The sequence below is a fragment of the Methylobacterium sp. ME121 genome (assembly GCF_000974725.1).
In the GTDB taxonomy this organism is placed as follows: domain Bacteria; phylum Pseudomonadota; class Alphaproteobacteria; order Rhizobiales; family Beijerinckiaceae; genus Methylobacterium; species Methylobacterium radiotolerans.
In genome coordinates, this window is sequence record NZ_BBUX01000090.1 from 1 (window position 1) to 20,832 (window position 20,832).

Annotated in this window: 22 protein-coding genes and 1 tRNA gene; 18 read left to right on the forward strand and 5 right to left on the reverse strand. The window is 73.2% G+C overall.

Going from position 1 to position 20,832, the window contains the following annotated elements; genetic code table 11:
- Positions 1 to 674 (reverse strand): response regulator transcription factor (locus ME121_RS29595; RefSeq protein ID WP_491892901.1); only part of this gene is annotated, 674 nt, incomplete at its 3' end.
- A gap of 309 nt (positions 675 to 983) precedes the next feature.
- On the opposite strand from ME121_RS29595, the gene ME121_RS29600 reads away from it, so the two are divergent.
- The 12 genes from ME121_RS29600 to ME121_RS29655 all read left to right on the forward strand — a co-directional run bounded on the left by ME121_RS29600 (position 984) and on the right by ME121_RS29655 (position 12,578).
- Entirely contained in the window at positions 984 to 1,670 is a 687-nt protein-coding gene (locus ME121_RS29600; RefSeq protein ID WP_059410086.1) for a DNA-binding protein, read from the forward strand.
- Between the two features lie 92 nt (positions 1,671 to 1,762).
- Positions 1,763 to 2,080 carry a hypothetical protein gene (locus ME121_RS29605; RefSeq protein WP_234742103.1) on the forward strand — a complete coding sequence of 106 codons (318 nt, stop codon included), beginning with the start codon at positions 1,763 to 1,765 and terminating at the stop codon, positions 2,078 to 2,080.
- 79 nt (positions 2,081 to 2,159) lie between these two features.
- Complete coding sequence (locus ME121_RS29610) at positions 2,160 to 3,911, forward strand: ABC transporter ATP-binding protein (protein WP_059410087.1); 1,752 nt, start codon at positions 2,160 to 2,162, stop codon at positions 3,909 to 3,911.
- 77 nt (positions 3,912 to 3,988) lie between these two features.
- Positions 3,989 to 4,864, forward strand: a complete 876-nt coding sequence (locus tag ME121_RS29615) for an aldose 1-epimerase family protein (RefSeq protein ID WP_059410088.1) — start codon at positions 3,989 to 3,991, stop codon at positions 4,862 to 4,864.
- A gap of 3 nt (positions 4,865 to 4,867) precedes the next feature.
- Complete coding sequence (locus ME121_RS29620) at positions 4,868 to 5,587, forward strand: uroporphyrinogen-III synthase (RefSeq protein ID WP_053622704.1); 720 nt, start codon at positions 4,868 to 4,870, stop codon at positions 5,585 to 5,587.
- A 105-nt stretch (positions 5,588 to 5,692) separates the two neighbouring features.
- Positions 5,693 to 7,879, forward strand: coding sequence for a COG4223 family protein (locus ME121_RS29625; RefSeq protein ID WP_059410089.1), 2,187 nt, complete (start codon positions 5,693 to 5,695; stop codon positions 7,877 to 7,879).
- Positions 7,880 to 8,004: 125 nt separating this feature from the next.
- On the forward strand, positions 8,005 to 9,630 hold the full coding sequence (locus ME121_RS29630; protein ID WP_024830229.1) for a heme biosynthesis protein HemY: 1,626 nt from the start codon (positions 8,005 to 8,007) through the stop codon (positions 9,628 to 9,630).
- A gap of 226 nt (positions 9,631 to 9,856) precedes the next feature.
- A complete protein-coding gene (locus ME121_RS29635; RefSeq protein ID WP_012319048.1) occupies positions 9,857 to 10,291 on the forward strand; it encodes an NUDIX hydrolase in 435 nt (144 codons plus the stop codon).
- A 103-nt stretch (positions 10,292 to 10,394) separates the two neighbouring features.
- A tRNA-Thr gene (locus ME121_RS29640) sits at positions 10,395 to 10,469 on the forward strand.
- 123 nt (positions 10,470 to 10,592) lie between these two features.
- Positions 10,593 to 10,874, forward strand: coding sequence for a hypothetical protein (locus ME121_RS29645; protein ID WP_012319049.1), 282 nt, complete (start codon positions 10,593 to 10,595; stop codon positions 10,872 to 10,874).
- A 421-nt stretch (positions 10,875 to 11,295) separates the two neighbouring features.
- Positions 11,296 to 12,153: a manganese catalase family protein gene (locus ME121_RS29650; protein WP_012319050.1), complete on the forward strand. Its 858-nt coding sequence runs from the start codon at positions 11,296 to 11,298 to the stop codon at positions 12,151 to 12,153.
- A gap of 92 nt (positions 12,154 to 12,245) precedes the next feature.
- Positions 12,246 to 12,578: a metal-sensitive transcriptional regulator gene (locus tag ME121_RS29655; protein WP_245337800.1), complete on the forward strand. Its 333-nt coding sequence runs from the start codon at positions 12,246 to 12,248 to the stop codon at positions 12,576 to 12,578.
- Positions 12,579 to 12,615: 37 nt separating this feature from the next.
- Here ME121_RS29655 and ME121_RS29660 read toward each other — a convergent pair whose 3' ends face one another.
- Positions 12,616 to 12,861: a hypothetical protein gene (locus ME121_RS29660; protein WP_012319052.1), complete on the reverse strand. Its 246-nt coding sequence runs from the start codon at positions 12,859 to 12,861 to the stop codon at positions 12,616 to 12,618.
- Positions 12,862 to 13,160: 299 nt separating this feature from the next.
- Between ME121_RS29660 and ME121_RS29665 the strand changes: the two genes are divergently transcribed.
- Both ME121_RS29665 and ME121_RS29670 read left to right on the forward strand, forming a co-directional pair.
- The gene (locus ME121_RS29665) at positions 13,161 to 13,910 is read left to right on the forward strand and encodes a sigma-70 family RNA polymerase sigma factor (RefSeq protein ID WP_012319053.1); all 750 of its coding nucleotides are present in this window, start codon (positions 13,161 to 13,163) and stop codon (positions 13,908 to 13,910) included.
- Positions 13,911 to 13,997: 87 nt separating this feature from the next.
- Positions 13,998 to 14,378, forward strand: a complete 381-nt coding sequence (locus tag ME121_RS29670) for a cell envelope integrity TolA family protein (RefSeq protein WP_024830228.1) — start codon at positions 13,998 to 14,000, stop codon at positions 14,376 to 14,378.
- 20 nt (positions 14,379 to 14,398) lie between these two features.
- On the opposite strand, the gene ME121_RS29675 is transcribed toward ME121_RS29670, so the two are convergent.
- The gene (locus ME121_RS29675) at positions 14,399 to 14,554 is read right to left on the reverse strand and encodes a hypothetical protein (RefSeq protein WP_234742006.1); all 156 of its coding nucleotides are present in this window, start codon (positions 14,552 to 14,554) and stop codon (positions 14,399 to 14,401) included.
- A 445-nt stretch (positions 14,555 to 14,999) separates the two neighbouring features.
- On the opposite strand from ME121_RS29675, the gene ME121_RS29680 reads away from it, so the two are divergent.
- The gene (locus ME121_RS29680; protein ID WP_012319056.1) at positions 15,000 to 15,221 is read left to right on the forward strand and encodes a hypothetical protein; all 222 of its coding nucleotides are present in this window, start codon (positions 15,000 to 15,002) and stop codon (positions 15,219 to 15,221) included.
- 84 nt (positions 15,222 to 15,305) lie between these two features.
- Here the strand turns inward: ME121_RS29680 and ME121_RS29685 are convergent, their stop codons facing one another.
- Positions 15,306 to 15,893 carry a TadE/TadG family type IV pilus assembly protein gene (locus ME121_RS29685; RefSeq protein ID WP_012319057.1) on the reverse strand — a complete coding sequence of 196 codons (588 nt, stop codon included), beginning with the start codon at positions 15,891 to 15,893 and terminating at the stop codon, positions 15,306 to 15,308.
- Entirely contained in the window at positions 15,887 to 16,513 is a 627-nt protein-coding gene (locus ME121_RS29690; RefSeq protein ID WP_012319058.1) for a TadE/TadG family type IV pilus assembly protein, read from the reverse strand. The genes ME121_RS29685 and ME121_RS29690 overlap by 7 nt, the downstream gene beginning before the upstream one ends.
- A gap of 404 nt (positions 16,514 to 16,917) precedes the next feature.
- Between ME121_RS29690 and ME121_RS29695 the strand changes: the two genes are divergently transcribed.
- The 3 genes from ME121_RS29695 to ME121_RS29705 all read left to right on the forward strand — a co-directional run.
- Positions 16,918 to 18,309: a TadE/TadG family type IV pilus assembly protein gene (locus tag ME121_RS29695; protein WP_043073659.1), complete on the forward strand. Its 1,392-nt coding sequence runs from the start codon at positions 16,918 to 16,920 to the stop codon at positions 18,307 to 18,309.
- A 53-nt stretch (positions 18,310 to 18,362) separates the two neighbouring features.
- Entirely contained in the window at positions 18,363 to 19,400 is a 1,038-nt protein-coding gene (locus ME121_RS29700) for an HD-GYP domain-containing protein (RefSeq protein WP_053622702.1), read from the forward strand.
- Between the two features lie 77 nt (positions 19,401 to 19,477).
- The coding region (locus ME121_RS29705; protein WP_491892902.1) for a histidine kinase dimerization/phospho-acceptor domain-containing protein at positions 19,478 to 20,832 on the forward strand (1,355 nt) is incomplete at its 3' end.

Genomic DNA, 20,832 nt, shown 5'->3' on the forward strand with positions numbered 1-20,832 from the left:
CCCGTCATCAGGCGGGCTCCCGCGTGCAGGCGGTAGCCGTGGCCGCGCACGCTCTCGATCCGCGCCGGGGCGATCTTCCGGCGCAGGCGCGTGATGATCACCTCGACGGAGTTCGAGTCGACGTCGGCGTCGCCCTCGTAGACCCGCTCGATCAGGTGCGGGCGCGGCACCACGGTCTCGCGGTTCAGCATCAGGCAGGACAGGACCCGCCATTCCAGGCCGGTGAGCTTGAGCGGCAGGCCCTCGTGCTCGAAGGCGCCGAGGCCCGGATCGAAGCTCAGGGGACCGCAGGTGATCCGGCTCGCCCCGCCTCCCTGGGACCGGCGCACGAGGGCGCGCAGGCGGATCACCAGCTCCTCCACGCGGACCGGCTTCACGAGGTAGTCGTCCGCCCCCGCCTTGAAGGCCGCGACCTTGTCGCTCCAGCCGTCCCGGGCGGTGAGCACAAGCACCGGCAGGGTCCGGCCCGCCGCGCGCCACGCCCGCAGCACCGAGACCCCGTCGCCCTTCGGCAGGCCGAGATCGAGCACGACGGCGTCGTATCCCTCGGTCTCGCCGAGATGCTGGGCGTCCTCGCCGGTGGCGGCGTGGTCGAGCACGAAGTTCTCGGCGCGCAGGACCTTGGCGACTTCCGCCGCGAGGGCCGCGTCGTCCTCCACCAGCAGGATCTTCACCGGTCTCACCTCCCCGTCCGGGCCCGCGACGGCCGGTTTCGCCCGCTGCGGCGGCCGCGAACCCTGCCGCCGCCGGGAGTTGGGGCCGTGTCCTCACCTGGACCGCCGGGACCACCGCCCGGGCGACGGGCTGCCAGCCCGCATCGGCGCCCGCTGCCAAGCCTCTGAACCCGCACGGGTTCCACACGGAGCGCTCTAGGGGGGCGCCTTTAACCGGGCCTGAACCGCGCGGTTCAGACCGGATTGCCGGCGGCTCCCTACGAAGGGGCACCGGATCGAGCGGATCCGGACCCTTCAGAGGATGCGATCATGAGCGACGACAAGACCATCGACGGGACCGCGCGGGAGATCCGCCAGCCCGAGGCCGCCGGGCCGGCGTCGAAGGCGATCCCGCGACGCACCTGGGCGGTCGGCGCGGTGGCGCTGCCGCTGGCGCTGGGCGCCGTCGGCCTGTCCCTCGCGCAGGGAACGCCGTTCCAGCCGACGCCCGTCGCACCGGTGGCGATCCAGGCCCTGGCTCCCTCGGGCGCGACCGCCATCAAGGGCGAGGTCGCGGAGATCTTCGGCAACAAGTTCGTGGTGCAGGACGGGACCGGGCGGGCCCTCGTCGAGACGGGCCGCGCGGGCGAGGGCGGCGGCCTCGTCGCCAAGGGCGAGACCGTGACGGTGCAGGGCCGCTTCGAGACCGGCTTCCTGCACGCCCGGGTCCTGACCCACGGGGACGGGCGCACGCTGCTGCTCGGGCCGGCCGGCGGTCCTCCGACCGGCAGCCTCGACTGGGCCAGGGACCGGCTCGGTCTCGGACCGAAGCCCGACATGGCGGCCGCGACCGCCGCTGTCCAGGCAGCCGGCTACGGCGACGTGCGGGTCACGGGCCGCGGTCCGCGCCACTTCGATGTGGCCGCGATGGACCGGGACGGCCGCGAGCACCGGCTCCATGTCGGCTTCGACGGCCAAGTGCGGGAGCGCCCGGCGCCGGGGCTGCCGCCGCTCTGAGCCCGGCCCGGGCGAGAGGGTCGGCGTGCAACCCTTCCGCGCCTGCCGCGTCCTCCTGTCTCTCGACCGACAGGAGGCGCGCCGTGGAGCCGATGAAGCCGATGAAGCCGATGGAACCCATGAAGCCTATGGAACCCATGAAGCCGATGGAGCCGATGAAGGGCGCGCAGCCCTGGTGGCCGAAGGATCTCGGCGAGCCCGCGACCAGCGGCGCGCAGAACGGGATGAAGTACGCGTTCTTCCCGGACAGGCGCCGCCTCCTCGTCGACCGCGACGGGCAGGTCTCGACCTACGACAGCGGCGACCACCGGATCGGTGGCGTCGCGCAGGCGGACGGGGCCGCCAAGACCCTGACCTTTACCGGCCAGGACGGCGAGGTCGACCTGGGCTCCCTGAAGAAGCTCGACTGAGCCCGGCGTGGACAGGCCGGGACGGCGCGCTTAAGCCCGGCCCGACCATGCGAGCCGTCCCGCCAGACCCCGCGATGCCATGCGCGCGCTGATCGACCTCGTCCGCGCCATGCGGGCGGCCGACCGGCGTCGGCTCGCCCTGATCGCCCTCGGGCTCGCGGGGGCGGCGCTGCTGGAGGTGGTGGGCGTCGCCTCGGTGATCCCGTTCCTGACGCTGGTCGGGGACCCGTCGGCGGCGACCCGGATCCCCTACCTGGCCCAGGCCCGGGGCGCCCTCGGCCTGACCGACGAGCGCGGCTTCCTGCTGGTGACCGGCGGGGCCGCGCTCGCGGCGATCCTCGTCACCGCACTCGTGAATGCCGGGCTGACCTACGCGCAGCTCCGGTTCACGCACCTGGCGGGCTACAGCCTCAGCCGGCGGATGCTGTTCCGCTACCTCGACCGGGAGCGGCTGTTCTTCGCGCAGAGCAACAGCGCGGAGCTCGCCAAGAACGTGCTGTCCGAGACCGACCGGCTCGTGATCGGCGCGCTGACGCCCGCCACGGTGCTCGCCTCGCGGGCGAGCTCGGCGCTCGCGGTGATCGCCTTCCTGCTGGCCTACGCGCCGCAGCTCGCGCTGATCCTGGGAGGCGGCTTCGGCGGCCTCTATGTCGGGATCTACCTGGTGATGCGCGCCCGGCTGGCCCGGCTGGGCAGCCGCACCGTGGCCGACAACGAGGCCCGCTTCCGGATCGTGCAGGAGACCTTCGGGGCGCTCACCGAGCTGAAGCTCTACGGGCGCGCGGAGGCGTTCGCGTCGCGGTTCGACGCCCCGGCCCGGGCCTACGCCCTCGCCACCGCGGCGAGCCAGCTCACCGGCCAGATGCCGCGCTTCGTGATCGAGGCCCTGGCCTTCGGCGGGGTGATCGTGGTGGTGCTGTTCGCGCTCGCCCAGGGGCTCGACGTCGCCGGGATCCTGCCGCTGCTCGGCCTGTTCGCCTTCGCGGGCTACCGCATGCTGCCGGCCTTCCAGAACATCTTCACCTCGGTGGCGCTGATGCGCTTCACCTTGCCGGCGGTGCGGGTGATCGTCGACGAGCTCGCCGACGAGCGGGAGCCCCGGCCCCGCAGCGCGGAGCGGCTGCCCTTCGCGCGGGCGATCCGGCTCGAGGGCCTCGGCTTCGACTACGGCACCGGCCGCCCGGCCCTCGCCGAGATCGACCTGACCATCCCGGTCAACGCCACGGTCGGCCTGGCCGGGCGGACCGGATCGGGCAAGTCGACGCTGGCCGGCCTGATCCTCGGCGTCCTGAGGCCGACCGCCGGGCGGATCACCGTGGACGGCCGGCCCCTCGATGCCGGCACCCTGCCCGCGTGGCAGAACCGGATCGGCTACGTCCCGCAGGAGGTGTTCCTCGTGGACGGCACGGTGGCGGAGAACATCGCGCTGGGCCTCGACGCGCCGGACCTCGCCGCCGTCGAGCGGGCGGCGCGGCTCGCCGGCGCCCACGACTTCGTCGCGGCCCTGCCCCACAGCTACGCCGAGCGGGTCGGCGAGCGCGGGGCGCGCCTGTCCGGCGGCCAGCGCCAGCGCGTCGGCATCGCCCGGGCGCTCTACCACGACCCGGACGTCATCGTGTTCGACGAGGCGACCTCCGCCCTCGACGACGAGACGCAGGCGGCCGTGATGCGGGCGCTGCGCGCCCTCTCGGGCCGGCGCACGCTGATCCTGATCGCCCACCGGCTCTCGACCCTGGAGGGTGCCGACGCGGTCCACGTCCTGGAGGCCGGCCGGATCGTCGCCTCCGGGCCGCCCGAGGCGGTCCTGCCGGGGCTCGGCACGGCCGCGTGAGCGACCCCGCGTGGGGGGCCTTGCGTCCGGCCCCGCCTCCGTTACCTCGGCTGTCCGAGGCAGACCGGGAGAGCACCGTGACCACGCGCATCGAGCTGACCGCACCGGACGGCACAACCGCGACGCTCGCGACCCACGGGGCCGAGCCGGTCTCCTGGCGGGTCGGCGGGACCGAGTATCTCTGGAGCGGCGACCCCGCGCACTGGAACCGCCACGCGCCCTGGCTCTTCCCGGTGGTCGGCGCCTCGGCGGGCGGGCACGTGACGGTCGAGTCCGAGCGCTACCCGATGGCCCAGCACGGCTTCGCGCGGGACCTGCCCTTCGCGGTGGTCGACCGGAGCGCCGACGCGGTGACCCTGCGCCTGACCGACGGGCCCGGGACGCGGGCGCACTACCCGTTCGCGTTCCGGCTCGACATCGCCGCGCGGGTTCGCCCGGCGGGTCTCGACCTCGACGTGACCGTCGCCAATCCCGGCGACGTCCCCCTGCCCTACGCCCTCGGCTTCCACCCGGCCTTCCCGTGGCCCTTCGCGGGCGGCCGCCGCGCCCGGGACGGTGGCTACGCGGTGGCCTTCGAGCAGGCGGAGCGGCCCTTCGCGCCCCAGGTCGGCCCGGGCGGCCTGCTGCTGCGCGACGAGCAGCCGATCCCCCTCGCCGGGGACACGCTGCCCCTCGATCCGGCACTGTTCACCGAGGCCTTCGTGTTCCGGAACGCCCGCAGCCGCTGGATGCGCTTCACCGGCCCCGGACGGGCGATCCGCATGGAGATGGCGGATTTCCCCCACCTGGCGGTCTGGACCAAGCCCACCGCGCCGTTCCTGTCGCTCGAGTGCTGGACCGGCTACGCCGACTGGTCGGACTTCGCGGGCGACCTCGCCGCGCGCGATTCGCAGCGCCTGCTCGCCCCGGGCGCCGCGGCGCGTCACGGCGTCCGCCTGACGCTGGAGACCTAGCCGTTGCGGATCTGGGTGGCGCGGCCCGAGCCGGGGGCGACGCGGACCGGAGCGGCCCTCGCGGACCTGGGCCACGCGCCGCTCGTGGCCCCCGTCCTGGCTGTGCGGCCGACCGCGGCAGCGCCGCCCGTGGGACCCTTCGCCGCGCTGCTCCTCACCAGCGCCAACGCGGTGTCGGCGCTCCGGCCGGCGCTCCGGGACGCGCCGGCCCTGCGCGGCCTTCCCGTCTTCGCCGTCGGCGCGCGGACGGCCGCCCTGGCCCGCGCGGCCGGCCTCGGTCCCGTGCGGGAGGGGCCCGGCGACGCCGCGGGGCTCGCCGCCCTGGTGGCGGCGTCGCTGCCGCCCGGCGAACCGCTCCTCCACGCGACCGGGGCCGAGCGCAAACCGGAGCCGGCTGCGGCGCTGACGGCGGCCGGTTTCCGGGTCACCGCATTCGTGGCTTACCGGGCCGAGGCGCTGGAGCGCCTGCCGCCGGCGGTCGGCCGCGACCTCGCCGAACACCGCCTCGAGGCGGCCCTTCACTATTCCCGGCGCAGCGCCGCCGTCGCCCTTGCCCTCGCGGATGGTTCGGAGCACGGCGGAGCTTTCCGCCGGCTGAGGCATTACTGCCTATCGCCGGATGTCGCGGCACCCCTGGAAGCGGCCGGTGTTCCGGTCCATTTCGTCGCGGCACGCCCGCGCGAAGCGGACCTGCTCGACGCCCTGGCACGGCGACCGGGCTAACCGCGCGGTGACAGGGAGGCCGGGCCGCCGTATCTCGCCCTCGCGCCCGGCGCCGCCGCGGTGCTAGGGGGGCGCGGCGACGCCGTAGAGTTGGAGGACTTGCCCGTGACGCCACCACCCAGCGACGCCGACAAGCCCGGCCCCGGCGGCCGGAAGCCGGACGCCGCGCCCGGCAAGCCCGGGCCATCCAGCCCGCCCGGGGGCGCGTCGCGACCGGCCACGACGTCGGCGTCCACCGCCTCCACGTCGGCTTCCACGGCCTCCACCGCCGCCGGCGGCGCGAAGGGGCCGCAGGGATCCGCGCCCGGGACGCCGCCCAAGCCCGCGACCGACCCGGTCGTGACCGCCAAGCCCGGCTCGATCGATCCGAAGACCGACGCGGGCCAACCGGCCACCGGGGCCGACGGCGCGAAGCCGTCGACCGGCCCGGCCGCCCGGACGGCCGGCGCCAAGCCCGATCCCGTGACGGTGGGCGCCGCGTCGTCGGCCTCCGACGCCAGGGCCGGAACCTCCGCCTCGTCGTCGTCGACGGCCTCCACCAGCGCGTCCGGGGCCTCCGGGGCGCGGATTGATCCGAAGGCCGCGCAGCCCGGAACCGGCCCGCAGGGCGGTCCCCGCCCGGGCGGGCCCGCCTCCGGTGCCGCGGGCCCGGCGGCGGCCAGCGCGGTGACGGCCGGCCCGATCATCGACCTGAAGGCCAAGCGGATCCCGGATCCGCCGGCCGCCGGCAAGGAGCCGGGCAAGGACGCCCCCAAGGACGTTCTGAAGGACGCTCCCAAGGATGCTTCCAAGGACGCCGCCAGGGACGCCGCCAGCGACGGGAAGGAATCCGCGAAGAGCCCGATCCCCGCGGCGGCCGCCGTCGATGCGAACAGGAGCGCCGCCGCACCCGCCGGCCGGGCCCGGGCCGGATTCGGCTCGCTCGCGGCCGCGGGGCTGCTCGGGGGCGTGATCGGCGCCGGCCTGCTGTTCGGCGCCGAGAAGGCCGGGATCGGTCCCGACCCGCGCCTGAACGCCCTCGACCAGAGGCTCTCCAGCCAGCTCGCGTCCCTCGACAAGCGCCTCGACGGGCTGGCCCCGCGCGACGCGGTGACGGCCCTCGACAAGCGCGTCGCCGCCGCGGAGGCGAGCGCCAAGCAGGCGCTCGACAAGTCCGGCGCGGCGCCCGCCGCCGCCGCCGAGGGGCAAGCGGCCGGTCAGGCCTCCGGCCAGGCCCCGGCCGTGCCGCCGGATCTCGTCGCCCGCCTCGACAGCCTCGACCAGCGCGTCGCGGCGCTGCAGGAGGAGCCCGGCCAGGAGCCCGGCCGCGACCAGCCGGCCGATTCGAAGCTCGGCGCGGTCCAGGACAACGCCAAGCAGATCGCCGACCTCGAGACCCGCCTCAAGGCGGTGGAGGATGGCGGCGCCAGCAAGGGTGCGGCCGAGGAGGCCGCCCGCAAGGTCGCGGCGCTGCAGAGCGAGGTGGAGCAGAAGACCAAGGCGAACGCCGAGGCCGACGCGGCCCTGGGTCAGCGGCTCGACGCGCTGCAGCAGGCCGTCGACGCGCGGGTGAAGGCCGCCACCGAGGCGGTCCAGGCCGCGACCCAGGCGAGCCGCACCGCCGCCGAGGCCGGACAGGCCCAGGCGGCGGAGGCCGCGAAGGCGGTCGACCGGCGGCTGCAGGAGCAGGCCGACCAGATCGCCGCCCTGGACAAGAGCGTGGCGCAGCGCGCCGAGGCCAGCACCGTCCAGGCGGCGCTCCGGGTCGTCGTCGCCGACCGCGTGGCGGCCGCCCTGGAATCGGGCACCGCCTACGCCGAGCCGCTCGCCACCCTGCGCAAGCTCGATCCGGGAACCGAGGCGCAGGCCAAGGCCCTGGCGCCCTTCGCCGAGGGCGGTGCCCCCTCGGCGGGGGATCTCGCCGACACGTTCCGGCCGATCGCGGAACGGATCGCGGCCAAGCGGCAGGCGCAGCGGGCCAAGAGCGCGGCCGAGACGGGCGATTTCCGCACCAAGCTCCTCAGCATGGCCGACGGTCTCGTGCAGATCCGCAAGGCGGACGCGCCCGCCCCCGAGGCCGCGGACGATCCGGAGAGCAAGGTCCAGGCGGCCCTCGACCGCGGCGACCTGACGGCGGCCTCGGCGGCCTTCGCGGCGCTCCCGGCCGAGGCCCGGGAGCAGGCCGGGGATTTCGGCGCCAAGCTCAAGGCCCGGGCCGAGGCCGAGCAGGCCGTGCGCGCCCTGCTCGACGGCGCCTTCAAGGCCCTGCCGGTCGGGGCCGCCCAGCCGGCTCAGGCCGCCCCCGGGCGCTAGTCCGGTGAGGGCCCCGATCCGCGCGCTGCGCGGCCGCACCATCTCCGAGCGGGCGCCCAGGCGCCCCGCTCCTCCCGCACCCCGCGACGGTCGCCGGCCGGCCGCCGACAGGAGATACTGACCCCATGTGGCGCGCCCTCGCCTTCCTGGCCCTGCTCGCACTCGCCGCCTTCGGGGCGGTCTGGATCGCCGACAGGCCCGGCACCGTCACCGTCGTCTGGAACGGCTACCAGATCGGCACCAGCCTCGCGGTCGCCCTCGTCGGCGTGATCGCCGCGGCGATCGTCCTGGGCCTGCTCTGGGCGATCGTGCGCGGCGTCATCGGCCTGCCCGAGGCCCTGGTCCGCGGCTCGGCCGAGCGGCGCCGGGCCAAGGGCCTCTCGGCCCTCTCCCGCGGCATGGTGGCGGTGGGCTCCGGCGATCCCCTGGCGGCCCGCCGCTACGCGGGCGACGCCGAGCGGCTCCTCGGCACCGAGCCGCTGACCCTGCTGCTCAAGGCGCAGGCGGCGCAGATCTCCGGCGATCGGGACGCGGCCGAGAGCGCATTCCAGCGCATGGTCGACGATCCCGAGACCCGGGTCCTGGGCCTGCGCGGTCTGTTCGTCGAGGCTCGCCGCCGCGAGGACGAGACGGCCGCCCGCGCCTACGCCACGGAGGCCGCCCGCCTCGCCCCGAGCGTGACCTGGGCCAACGAGGCCCTTCTGGAGGCGCAGAGCGCCGACGGCGACTGGGCGGCGGCCCTGGAGACGATCGAGCGCCGCTCGTCCCTCGGACTGATCGACAAGGCCGCGGCCCGGCGCCAGCGGGCGGTGCTCCTCACCGCGATCGCCGGCGAGCGCGAGGCCGGCGAGCCGGAACTCGCCACGGAGCGGGTCCTGCAGGCGGTCAAGCTCGCCCCCGACCTCGTGCCGGCGGCCTGCATCGCCGGACGCCTGCTCGCCCGCCGCGGCGACGTCAAGAAGGCCGCCCGGATCGTCGAGGCGGCCTGGAAGGCCAATCCTCACCCCGACCTCGCCAAGGTCTATCTGGGCCTGCGGCCCGGCGACTCGGTCCGCGACCGCCTCGCCCGCGCCGAGGTCCTGGCGAAGCTGTCGGTCTGGGACCCTGAGTCCCGTCTCGCCCTCGGCCAGGCCGCCCTCGACGCGCGGGACTACAAGCGGGCCCGGGAGGCCGTGAAGCCCCTGCTCTCCGACCGTCCGACCGCCCGGGCCTGCCTGATGATGGCGGCCATCGAGGAGGCCGAGCACGGGGCCGCCTCCGGTCAGGCCCGCGAGTGGCTGGCCAGGGCCGCCCGCGCCCCGCGCGACCGCGTGTGGATCGCCGACGGCATCGCCACCGATACCTGGGCGCCGGTCTCGCCGGTGACCGGGCGTCTCGACGCCTTCGCGTGGCGCGAGCCGCCGAACACGCTCGGTGCCGCGCCCGCGGTGGAGCCGGAGGCGGACGCCGCCGGTCCGGCGCTCGTGCCGGCGGCCCCGAACGCCGCGGCGCCGGTCGCCAAACCGGCCCCCGCGTCGAAGTCCCCCGCGGCCACGACGTCGCCCCCGGCCGTCCCCACCGTCTCGGCCTCGGTCGCGTCGGCGGCGTCGACCTCCGCCGGCCCGGTCCCGGCCGCGCCGATCCCGACCGTCCTTCCGGCGAAGGCGGGCGCGCCGAAGGCGGCCGGCGCCGACCCGGTCTCGGCCGGGATGGCGGCCGCGGCGCTGCCGCCCTCCGGCTCGGCCGAGCGCGCAGTCCGCCGGATCGGCTGACCGGTCGCGGCGCGCTCCGGCCATCCGGACGCGGGATGACAGGAGCGCCGCGGGGTCACGGTCACGCCGCGGCGCTCGACTATTGCAAGTTGAATGAGCCGACTCGCCGTGTAGCTTGTCGTGAGTCGTCGACCGAGGATCCGATCATCCCCCAGCCCGCTCACAGCCCGCGCGCGCCGTCGATCCGGCCGGATCGGGGCCGCGTCCCGCGTCGCGCGGTGCGGCCGTGACCGTCCTCGACGAGGACGGCGAGCCGCGCCGGCAGGTCGGAGCCCTTCCGTTCCGGCACGGGCGGGACGGCAAGACCAAGATCCTGCTGGTGACCTCGCGGGAGAGCCGCCGCTGGGTCATCCCGAAGGGGTGGCCGATGAAGGGCCGCAAGCCGTTCGAGGCGGCCGCGCGCGAGGCCTACGAGGAGGCCGGCCTGCGCGGTGCGGTCGGCAAGCGCCCGATCGGGCTGTACCTCTACCAGAAGCGCCTGAGGAACCTCGACACCGTCCTCTGCCAGGTGAAGGTGTTCCCCCTGGAGGTGCGCAAGCAACTCAAGCACTTCCCCGAGGCGCGCCAGCGCGAGCTGCGCTGGTTCACCCCGTCGGACGCCGCCGAGGCGGTGTCCGAGCCCGGCCTCGCGGCCCTGATCCGGGCCGCATCGCGCACCTAAAACGGCGGGAACGCGCAACACGGCGTTGCCAACGCGGCGGCGATCCGTTATGGCCCCACTCGGCCGGACGGACACGCCCCCCGCGGGGGCGCCCCGGTCACCTGCTGCGGTAGCTCAGTGGTAGAGCACTTCATTGGTAATGAAGAGGTCGAGAGTTCAATCCTCTCTCGCAGCACCAGAAACCTTCCCGATCTCGCAATCAGTCCGGACGATGCTAAGGGTTCCCTAGCGGAGCCTGTCGCGGACTGAGGATCGCGGCGGCGGCCCGGCCGACACCATCCGCTGAAGGGGACGCGCGGACGTGAACTCGACAGCCCTGTTCACCATGCTGGGCCTCGTCATCGGCTGGGCGGTCCTGGCCGGCGCGGCCCTGATCACCGGGCGGATCGCCACCTTCGCGTTCCTGATCCTGACGCTGATCGCCCTCTACCTCTACGTGCCGTGGGTGCGGCTCCGGGCGAGCGGGATCGACGGGTCCAGCCGGCCGGTCCGGTTCTGGACCAACGTCGCCATGCTGGCGGTCAGCCTCGCCGCCTGCCTCGCCTTCGGGATGATGCTCGCCCGGCGCACCGGGCTCCTGTAGGCGCCCCGACCGCCGCGCGGTCCGCGTTCGCGCGGCCGGCGATCCACGCTCCCGAGTGAGTTGTCCCCGCCGCACCAGGGCGTCCCCACGCATCGGGCTGCGCGGCCAGAGAGAGCGGCCGGCGATCCGGTCATGCGCGGCGCCCCCTCAACATGGATGAGGCGCCCTTAACATACATTGTGTAATACGGGCCGATTAAGCGTGGCCTTGATCGCGGATTTTCGTGCCAATAGCCTGGCGTGGCGCGATAAAACGAGTTCGGTCAAATATTGATCGTTATAAAATTCGCGAAAGATCGAACCGTGGTCCCGAAGCCGGGTTGGACAGGGTGCGAGGCTCGATGCTCCCACGGAGTACCGGGCCGACGGCCGATCGTGCGGTGGGCTTGAGCACGCCGTGCCTCTCGCGAGGGACAGACATCATGTACTATCACGACAAGCGGCTTCAGTACCCGGTCAGGGTCGACAGTCCCGACCCGGTCTACGCCCGCATGCTCCAGCAGGCGATCGGCGGCATCGAGGGTGAGATCCGGGTCGCCTTCCAGTACTTCTTCCAGGCCTGGGGGAACCGCGCCCCGACGACCAAGTACCGCGACATGCTGCTCAATACGGCCACCGAGGAGATCGGCCATATCGAGATGCTCGCGACCGCGGTGGCGCTGAACCTCGAGAACGCCCCCACCAAGGTCCAGGAGGCCGGGGCGGCCGACGCGATCGTCGGTGCCGTGATGGGCGGCGAGAACCCGCGCCACATCGCCGAGGGCATGCTGCACAAGACGCTGCTCTCCACCGGCATGGCCGCCTTCCCGGGCAATTCCGACGGCCAATCCTTCGACATGAGCCACATCTACGCCAGCGGCAACATCGCGGCCGACATGTACTGCAACGTCGCTGCCGAGAGCACAGGCCGCGTCCTCGCGGTGCGCCTCTACAACGCCACCAACGATGCCGGCATGCGCGACATGTGGAGCTTCCTCATCGCCCGCGACACGATGCACCAGCAGCAATGGCTGGCAGTGATCGAGGAGCTCGGCGGCCACGCCGGCACGCTGCCGATCCCGAACTCCTTCCCGCAGGAGAAGGAGAACCAGAAGTTCAACTACAACTTCTTCTCGACGTCGGCGGACGGCTCGCCGCCGCCGGCCGGGCGCTGGACGCAGGGACCGTCGCTGGACGGCAAGGGCGAGTTCAGCGTCGTCCAGAACCAGCCGATGGGCGAGGAGCCGGTCCTCGGCCCGGCGCGGCCCGACAGCGGCGCCGAGGCTCAGCAGATCGGCTGAGCCGCCGGGCACCCGGCCGGTCCGCCGGCCGGGACGGCTCCATCCGAAGTCGCGGCGCCCCGGCGCGCCGCGACCCGCGCGGACGGGAACAGGTGGCTCGCACAACCGTGACACGCGGCACGCTCGTCGATGGTCGTGTCTGCCTCGCCCGGACCGACGCGGAGCGCGCGCCGCTGGTCCGGCGGCTGGGGCGGATCGAGGGTCAGGTCCGGGGCCTGCGGGCGATGGTCGAGGCCGACCGGCACTGCCTCGACGAGATCCAGCAGATCCGGGCCGCCACCGCGGCCCTGCGCGAGGTCGGCCTCCTGATCATCGACCAGCACGTCGCCGCGGGGCTCCGCCTCGCGGCGCGCGATCCGGACCGGGAGGCGGTCATGGCGGACCTCCTCCGGGTTCTGCGGGCGGCCATGGCGGAGGCCGGATAGGCGTCGGGCCGCCGGCCCGCGCCTCCGGCGGTCGCGCTCAGTGCTTGGTCAGCGTCTCGACGACGGTGCCCGGCCCGATGCGCGCCGAGAAGCGCGCCAGCCGGCTGCGGCTCGGCTCCTCGAGACCGCCGGCATGCGCGAAGGTCGTCAGGGCGATGCCGACGAGGAACCGGGCCTCCTCCAGGGTCACGGCCCGGCCGCTCAGGGTGCTGGCCGCGCCCCGCACGGCCAGGACGGCCTCCTGGAAGGCGGGGTCGTCCTCGAGATCCGAGAGCCGGGTCATGGGCGCGATCCCGCGGTCCGCGGCGTCCCGCGCCCGACCGGGTCGGGATGGGCATTCGCAGCAGCGAGATCTCCGCGTGCGCTGCCGCAGATACGGCCGCGCGGCGAACAGTTTTCCGGTACGTATGACCTCATCGAACTCCCTCTTTCCGTCGGCATATCTGTCGCGATTGCCGCGGATCCCAGCATATATCGGTCCGAAGATGTGCCCGTCCGCTGATCTATGTTGCGGCGGATACGGCATAATCAGCGATTAATGGCGCCACGCGATTTATCATACTCCTCAGGTGATCGGCTATCATGCTCGAACTCTCGCTCGACGCCGATACAATCGACGCGCAGGGCCCCCGGCTCCCCGACAGCGTGCAGTATCATCTCGGCCATCTGCTCGCGGCGACCTACGCGCAGGACAACGTCGAGCCGACCATCGCGGATCGCTTCGCCGAATTGCTGAGGCTGCTCGACGGCGCTTTCGGACGGGCGCAGGACGGCCGCGAGAAGGCGTTCCAGGCCTCGCTCCTCGCGATGGTGCCGAACCTGCAGCGCTTCGCGCGCTCGCTCCTGCGCAGCCATGTCGGTGCCGACGACCTCCTCCAGAACACGCTTCTCCGGGCCTGGCGCTCGCGCGCCAGCTTCGCGCCGGGCACGAACCTGGAAGCGTGGCTGTTCACGATCATGCGCAACCAGTTCTACAACGAGCACCGCAAGCGCGGGCGCGAGGTGCAGGACGAGGACGGCGCGCAGGCGGAGCGGATGGTCTCGCTGCCCGAGCAGGGCGGCCACCTCGATCTGAGCGACGTCCAAGCCGCCCTCGACCGCCTGGCGCCGCCGATGCGGCAGGCGCTCGTGCTCGTGGCGATCGAGAACCTCACCTACGAGGAGACCGCCGCCGTCATGCAGTGCCGGATCGGCACGGTGAAGAGCCGGGTCTGGCGGGCCCGGACGCAGCTCGCCGAGATGCTGGGCTATACCGGTCTCGAGGTCGGCAGCGACGACGTCATGCTGGCCGCCGCGGGGCCGAAGGGGCGGAAATCCACCGCTGTCTCGTGACGGCGACCGGCGGGAGGGGTCGCAAGGGACCCGCCTCTGCGCGTAGGGTCGATCCCCGATCCCGGGCTCGAGGAGCCGCCGTTGCCCATGTCGCCGCGCGCCGTGATCTCCGCTGCCGTCGTGTTCGGTCTGACCCTGTCGCCCGGGGCGGCCGGGGCGCGGACCGCCCCGGGACCCGCCGCGCGGGCCTGGCTCTCGGATCTCGTGACGCGGATCGATGCCGCGGACCGCGCCGGGACGCGGCCGGGTCCCGACCGGGGCCGCGGAACCGTGATCATCCACGTGCAGATCGCCGCCGACGGGGCGGTGCAGGGCGCGGAGATCGAGGAGAGCTCGGGCTCGCCGAGGCTCGACGAGCGCGCGCTCCGCGCCGTGCAGGGCATCAGCCCGGCGCCCGTGCCGCCGGCCGCACTCCTGGGTGAGGACGGGATCGTCGATCTCAGCATCCCGGTCGCGCTCGGCCGCTGAGCATGCCTCGGCCCGTCCGGTCAGCAATTCGGATCGGTGTCGACGCCGAGATAGGCCCCGACGAGATAGCCGGCCTGAAGGGCTGTGAGATAGGCGAAGAGCAGCAGGACCTTCTCGGTGTCGAGCTGTGCCCAGACGAAGATCCAGAGGGCCAGCCACGCGAGGGTGACCAGCATCGAGCTGGCCACCAGAACCGATGCCCGATACCGCCAGCCCTCCCATATGCCCACCGCGAAAAGCAGGGCCGCAACCAGCAACGAGCCGTCTCCTTCCGCGCGAATAGATAAACTTTTACGCGCTAAACCTCTGGCAGTTCACGGATTTTCGACTGCGTGCCCGACCTTCGAGGGTGAGATTTAATTTAGCATTAACTCGACGGGTCCCCCCGGGCGGTTCGTCAGTGATCGGCGTCGCGCAGGCCCACTCTGCCCCACGCCGATCGGGCAGCCCGCACGCGAGCAGAAAGCGGGCCACCGGGGCAATGCGGCGGACCGGCGGCGGTCCTGGCATTGACACGATCGATAATGAGAATCGATCGCATCTGTTTGGATCATGATGCGCTGCAACGTAGATAACCCCTCGAAGCCGGGCACCACCCGGACAACGAGAGGACTTCAGACCATGACCGTTCGCACCATCGTTCTCGCCGCCCTCACCGCCGTCCCGATGATCGGCACTGCCCGGGCCGATGAGACCATCGCGCTCACCCCGCCGCTCTACCGCGAGCAGGCTCGTCCCACGGCCGCCGTGCGGCCGGCCTCCGAGCTGACCACGACGCCGCGCCTCGTCCCGGCGAGCCCGGCCTCGCGGCGGGTCGTCGCCACCGCGGTCTCGGCCCGCTGAGGCGGGGCGTGGCCGCGATCCGGCGCCACCGGGCGATCCGGTGGCGCCGGCCGCAGCGCCGGCCCGGCGCGAAGCGCCCGCCCGTCAGGCCGGGCAGGGTTTGCCCCCGGGCAGAACCACCTCGCTCTGCCCGTTGTAGATCTCGCCGCCGCGCACCGGCCAGATCTTCTTGTACCGGAAGGTCCACCGGGTCAGGTTCGAGAGGACCGGGAAGATCGGGTGGTAGGTCATCGTGACTTCCGACACGACGAAGCGGTCGCCGTTCCGGGTCATCCCGGCGGGCGGTGCGCCGAGCGAGGAGCCCGCCGTGCGGGCCTGTCCGTTGGACTCGGCGCTTGAGCAGACCTTGGTCGTCGCCACGCTGCCGTCGCTGTAGGTGCCCGCCGCCGTCAGCACGATGCTCGCCCGGCTCACGTCGTAGGGGTTGGAGATCGCGCCCGTCGCGGCGAAGACCGGCTTGAGGTCGGCGTAGCTGCCGCGGGAAATCAGGTCGGCCATCGTGGCGGCCGCGTTGTCGAGCCGCTTCCCGATCATGTAGGCGCGGGGCAGCTCGATCGACCCCATGAGGATCAGCAGCAGGATCGGGGCGATCACGCTGAACTCGATCGCGCTGACGCCCTCCCGGTCGCCGATCAGGCGGATCAGGCAGGCGCGCGGACGGCCGCTCAGCACGGCTTGGGCTCGTAATCCTCGGCCCTGAAGATCTCGGTCGTGACCAGCAGTTGCGTCTTGTCGGCCATGATCCGGCCGGTGAAATCCAGCATCTGGAACAGCCGCATCACCGGCACGGCGACCCGGACCGTGACGGTGTCGCCGCCCTGCGGGCACTCGAACCGCTGGCCGAAGCCCGGCGTCCAGTTCTTCGTGGTCTTGTCGAACGGTTCCGCCGGCTGCGAGGTCGCGAACGAGGGTGTCCGCGAGACGTCGAGGCGCAGATCGGCGCAGGGGAACAGCGCCGAGGGGCCGGTGCAGACGATCTTCCGGAGGCGCTCACCCGGATCGCTGCCGTCGGAGCCGTCCTGGAAGGTGCCGGTGCGCAGCTGCCGGACGCTCCGGTCGACCGCGATGTCCAGCGTCTGCTGCTCGATGGCGATGACGCCGGCTTCCGCCACGACGCCCAGGAGCGCCAGGAACGGCGCGGCCAGGAGCGCGAACTCCACAGCTGAGGCGCCGGTCCGGTGACCGGCGAATCGCCGAACGCGCCGGGCGGTGCCCTCGGTCCCGCCGGGACGGCGGCCGGTCGCGACGCGCCGCAAGATGCCCATCATGCCGAACGAACTCTGCAGGTCCACGCCTGCCGCTGTCCGGACGCAGAGGCGCGGACGAAATAAGCCTATGACGAGGCCGTTTAAAAACGGTTCAAATCTGAGTAGAAATTGTGTGTTCAGGAAGATTTTGCGGGCGCGACGCGTGATGAGGGCCCAGATTCACCCTCAGGTTGTGTATTGTTGTATCCCCTCACGGTGCTGGTCCCGATGCGGCCAGTCCTCGGCGCGGCGGCGGACCTTGGAGGGCCGCGTATAGACGTTGTTCACAGCTGAAGGGGCCTCATTCGAGCTTCGACAGCTTGCCGGGGCTCCGGCGCGACGGAATTTTAGGAGCTGGACCTTACGCCTGCCGGAGCGGTGGCCGGTGCCGCCGCAGCCGCCGATCCGGTCCCGCCCTGGGAGACGCGTCCATTTCCCCCTTCTGGAGAGTGCTCCGCGCGGGCTCGCGGGCCGTGACCGACCGGTCCGGCTCGGTCGCCCTGACCTTCGGCCTGAGCGCCGTTGTGCTGCTCGGCCTGACCGGGGGCGGCATCGATTACGCCCGCCTCGCCGCCCGGCGCAGCCAGCTTCAGAACGCCGCCGATGCCGGCGTCCTCGCGGCCGGCAACTACCTCAAGCTCGCCGTCGCGACCTCGGCGGCGGCCAAGAGCATCGTGGTCGACACGGTCCACGCCCAGGCGGCGCCGCGCCCCGAGAGCCCCTACGCCCTGCGGGTCGAGGTGGCGGACGACAAGACCAGCGTCGCCACGACGGTGGACGAGACCGTCAAGCTCGCGTTCGGCGGCTTCGTCGGCGTGCCCGCCGTCAAGGTCTCGGTCCGCTCGACGGTCCGCGTCGTTGGCAAGATGCGCCTCTGCCTGCTGACGCTGGACCCGCTCGCCGCCGGCGCGTTCGAGCTGGAGAAGAGCGCCGAGGTGACCGCCCAGGATTGCTCCCTCTACAGCAACTCGCAGAGCCCGCGCGGCATGGTCGGCAAGGACAGCGCCTATGCCCGGGCGCAGACGATCTGCACCGCCGGCGGCTTCGACGGCGCCCGCGCGAATTTCGCGCCGCCGCCGCAGACGGGCTGCCCGCCGATCCAGGACCCCCTGAAGGACCGGGCGGCGCCGCCGGTCGGCGCGTGCACGGCGATCCCGTCCTCGGCCAACAGCAAGCGCGACACCGGCGGCAACCTCGTCGACCAGAGCGCCACCCTCGAGCCGGGCACCTATTGCGGCGGCCTGCGCATCACCAAGAACGCCTCGGTGACGCTGCGCGCCGGCACCTACGTGATGAAGGACGGGCCGCTCATCGTCGACCAGAGCGCCGCCATGTCCGGCACCGACGTCGCCTTCTACTTCACCGGCAACAAGGGCGGTCTCCTCTTCGACAAGAAGACAACGGTCAGCCTGTCGGCGCCGACCACCGGCCCCATGGCCGGCCTGCTGATGATGGAGGAGCGCACGGTCAGCGATCCCGTCGATCCCGCGGCGATCCTCGCCGGCCTGGACCAGGCCGTCGCGCCGCTTCTGCCGTCGCCCCCGTCGCCCCCGTCGCCGACCCCGCCGCCGCTGGCCGCGACCAAGCCGATGCGGACCTACCGCATCATCAGCGACAACGCGCGGACCATGCTGGGGACGCTCTACCTGCCGGCCGGTCGCGTGGTGATCGACGCCGACAAGCCCGTCGCCGACCAGTCGGCCTACACGGTGATCGTGGCCCAGCAGGTCAACCTGTACCAGGGCCCGAACCTCTATCTGAACGCGAATTACGACGCGACCAGCGTGCCGGTGCCCAAGGGGGTCGGACCCCTCTCGGGCAAGCTGCTGCTGTCGCAGTAGGGAGGACGCGATGCGGATCCTGCGTCGACGGCTCGTCGCCTGGGAGTGACACGGTGCTCGCGCTGATCCTCGACGATTCCGAGATGAACAACCTGCTGATCATGCAGGCGCTCAAGCCCGTGGCGGACTGCGAGCCGGTCGCCTTCACGTGCCCCGTGACGGCGCTCGACTTCCTACGGGCGCATGTCGACCGAATCGGGGTCGTCGTCACCGACTACGACATGCCCGGCCTGACGGGCCTCGAGGTCATCGCGGCGGCGCGGGCGATCCCGGGCTTCGCGCACGTGCCGATCGTGATGGTGACGAGCCTCGACCAGCGCAGCCTGCGCCACGAGGCCCTGCGCGCGGGCGCGACCGACTTCCTCGGCAAGCCCTGCGATCCCGTGGAGATCCAGGCCCGCATCACCAACCTGATGAAGATCAGCGCGGCCCACCGGCAGGAGCAGGACCGGGCCGCGTGGCTCGCCCGCGAGGTCGCGGCGGCGGTCGCCGTCATCGAGGCGCGGGAGCGCGAGATCATCGCCCTGCTGATGCGGGCCGCCGAGCACCGCGACACCGATACCGGCGACCATATCGCCCGGGTGGCCGGCTACGTGGGCGTCATCGCCCGGAACCTCGGCTTCGGCCCGGAGGAGATCCGGATCCTGAAGCTCGCCTCCACGATGCACGATGTCGGAAAGATCGGCGTGCCCGACGCGATCCTGCTCAAGCCGGGACCGCTCTCCGCCGAGGAGCGCGCCGAGATGGAGAAGCACGCCGAGCGCGGCCGGCGGATCCTGGAGGGCAGCACCTCCGACGTCGTGCGGCTCGCCGCCGAGATCGCCGAGAGCCACCACGAGCGCTGGGACGGCACCGGCTACCCGAAGGGCCTGCGCGGCGAGGCGATCCCGCTCTCCGGGCGCATCGTGGCGGTGGCGGACGTGTTCGATGCCCTCGTGACCGAGCGGCCCTACAAGGCGGCCTGGCCGCTCGAGCGGGCGCGGGCCTTCGTGGCGGACCAGAGCGGCCGCCACTTCGATCCCCGCTGCGTCGAGGCGTTCCTCGCGGGCTGGGACGCGGTGACGCGGACCTGCCTGCGCGCCGCCGCCTGACACCATCCCCGTTTCCGTCCCCCTTCCCCGCCCCTCCCCGCGTTCGGGCCCGACCGGGCCACCTCAAGGAGCAGAGCGTGCATCTCGCGTGGCTGAGGCCGAGGCGCTCCCTGGCGGGCCGGCTGGCTCTGGCGGTGACCGGCGCCGTCACGGCGGCGCTCGTCCTGGCGGCGGCGCTGTCGGTCTGGCGCGAGGTCGCCCGCTACGCCGCCGACAAGCAGGCGGCGCTGGAAGCCGTCGCGCAGGTCTTCGCGCATGGCGGCGCCCGGGCCACCGCCGCGGGCGACGCCGACGGCGCGGACGCGTCGCTGCGGGCGATCGGCAAGGTGCCGTCCATCGTCTACGGCGCGATCGAGCGGCTGGACGGGTCCGTCCTCGCCGAGCAGGGGATCGGCCTGCGCCTGACCCGGGACGCCGCCCAGGACGGCGCGGACCTGTCCCTCCTGCACCTGCTCGCCACCCGGAGCCTCCAGGCGACCGCGCCGATCGTGGAGAACGGGCTGCCCGTCGGCCGGGTCGTGCTGATCGGCGAGACCGACGACATCCTCGGCCACATCTGGGCGGCCGCGCAGAACGCCGCGCTGGCGGCGCTGCTCGCCGTCGCGATCGGCGTCGGCGTGTCGCTCTACCTGCAGCGCAGCGTCACGCGCCCGCTCGCCGCCCTCGCCCGCACCATGGAGGCGGCCCGCCTGCGCCACGACTACGCGCAGCGCGCGCCCGTGGGAGGCGACGACGAGGTCGGCGCGCTGGCGCGGACCTTCAACGATCTGCTGTCGGCGGTGAACGAGCGCGATCACCGCCTCGCCGCCCACAGCGCTCACCTCGAGGCCGAGGTCAGCGCCCGGACGGCCGACCTGAGCGAGGCCAAGCAGGTCGCCGACGCCGCCAACGCCGCCAAGTCGGCCTTCCTGGCCACGATGAGCCACGAGATCCGGACCCCGATGAACGGCGTGCTGGTCATGGCCGAGTTGCTGGCCGGGTCCGACCTGCCCGCGCGCCAGCGCCGCTACGCCGAGGTGATCGCCCGGTCCGGCCGGTCGCTGCTGGCGATCATCAACGACATCCTCGATTTCGCGAAGGTCGAGGCGGGCAAGCTCGAGCTCGAGCGCGTGCCCGTGAGCCCCGCCGAACTGGCCGACACCGCGGTGACGCTCTTCGCCGAGCGGGCCCGGACGGCCGGGCTCGACCTCGCGGCCGAGGTCGCGCCGGAGGTTCCGCGCGCGATCCTCGGCGACCCGGTCCGCCTCGGGCAGGTGCTGAGCAACTTCGTGTCGAACGCGCTGAAGTTCACCGAGGCCGGCCACGTCTCCGTCCGGATGGCGATCGATGCCGGCGACGGCTGCCTCGTCATCGCGGTCTCCGACACCGGGATCGGCATCCCGCAGGACAAGCTGGCCACGATCTTCTCGGCCTTCTCGCAGGCCGACCAGTC

Coding starts and splice junctions, on each gene's coding strand:
- ME121_RS29660 (WP_012319052.1), bottom strand. CDS start 12,861: ATGACCCGGCTCTCGGATCTCGAGGACGACCCCGCCTTCCAGGAGGCC.
- ME121_RS29675 (WP_234742006.1), bottom strand. CDS start 14,554: ATGCTGGTCACCCTCGCGTGGCTGGCCCTCTGGATCTTCGTCTGGGCA.
- ME121_RS29670 (WP_024830228.1), top strand. CDS start 13,998: ATGTCGCCGCGCGCCGTGATCTCCGCTGCCGTCGTGTTCGGTCTGACC.
- ME121_RS29650 (WP_012319050.1), top strand. CDS start 11,296: ATGTACTATCACGACAAGCGGCTTCAGTACCCGGTCAGGGTCGACAGT.
- ME121_RS29665 (WP_012319053.1), top strand. CDS start 13,161: ATGCTCGAACTCTCGCTCGACGCCGATACAATCGACGCGCAGGGCCCC.
- ME121_RS29600 (WP_059410086.1), top strand. CDS start 984: ATGAGCGACGACAAGACCATCGACGGGACCGCGCGGGAGATCCGCCAG.
- ME121_RS29680 (WP_012319056.1), top strand. CDS start 15,000: ATGACCGTTCGCACCATCGTTCTCGCCGCCCTCACCGCCGTCCCGATG.
- ME121_RS29630 (WP_024830229.1), top strand. CDS start 8,005: ATGTGGCGCGCCCTCGCCTTCCTGGCCCTGCTCGCACTCGCCGCCTTC.
- ME121_RS29610 (WP_059410087.1), top strand. CDS start 2,160: ATGCGCGCGCTGATCGACCTCGTCCGCGCCATGCGGGCGGCCGACCGG.
- ME121_RS29605 (WP_234742103.1), top strand. CDS start 1,763: ATGAAGCCGATGAAGCCGATGGAACCCATGAAGCCTATGGAACCCATG.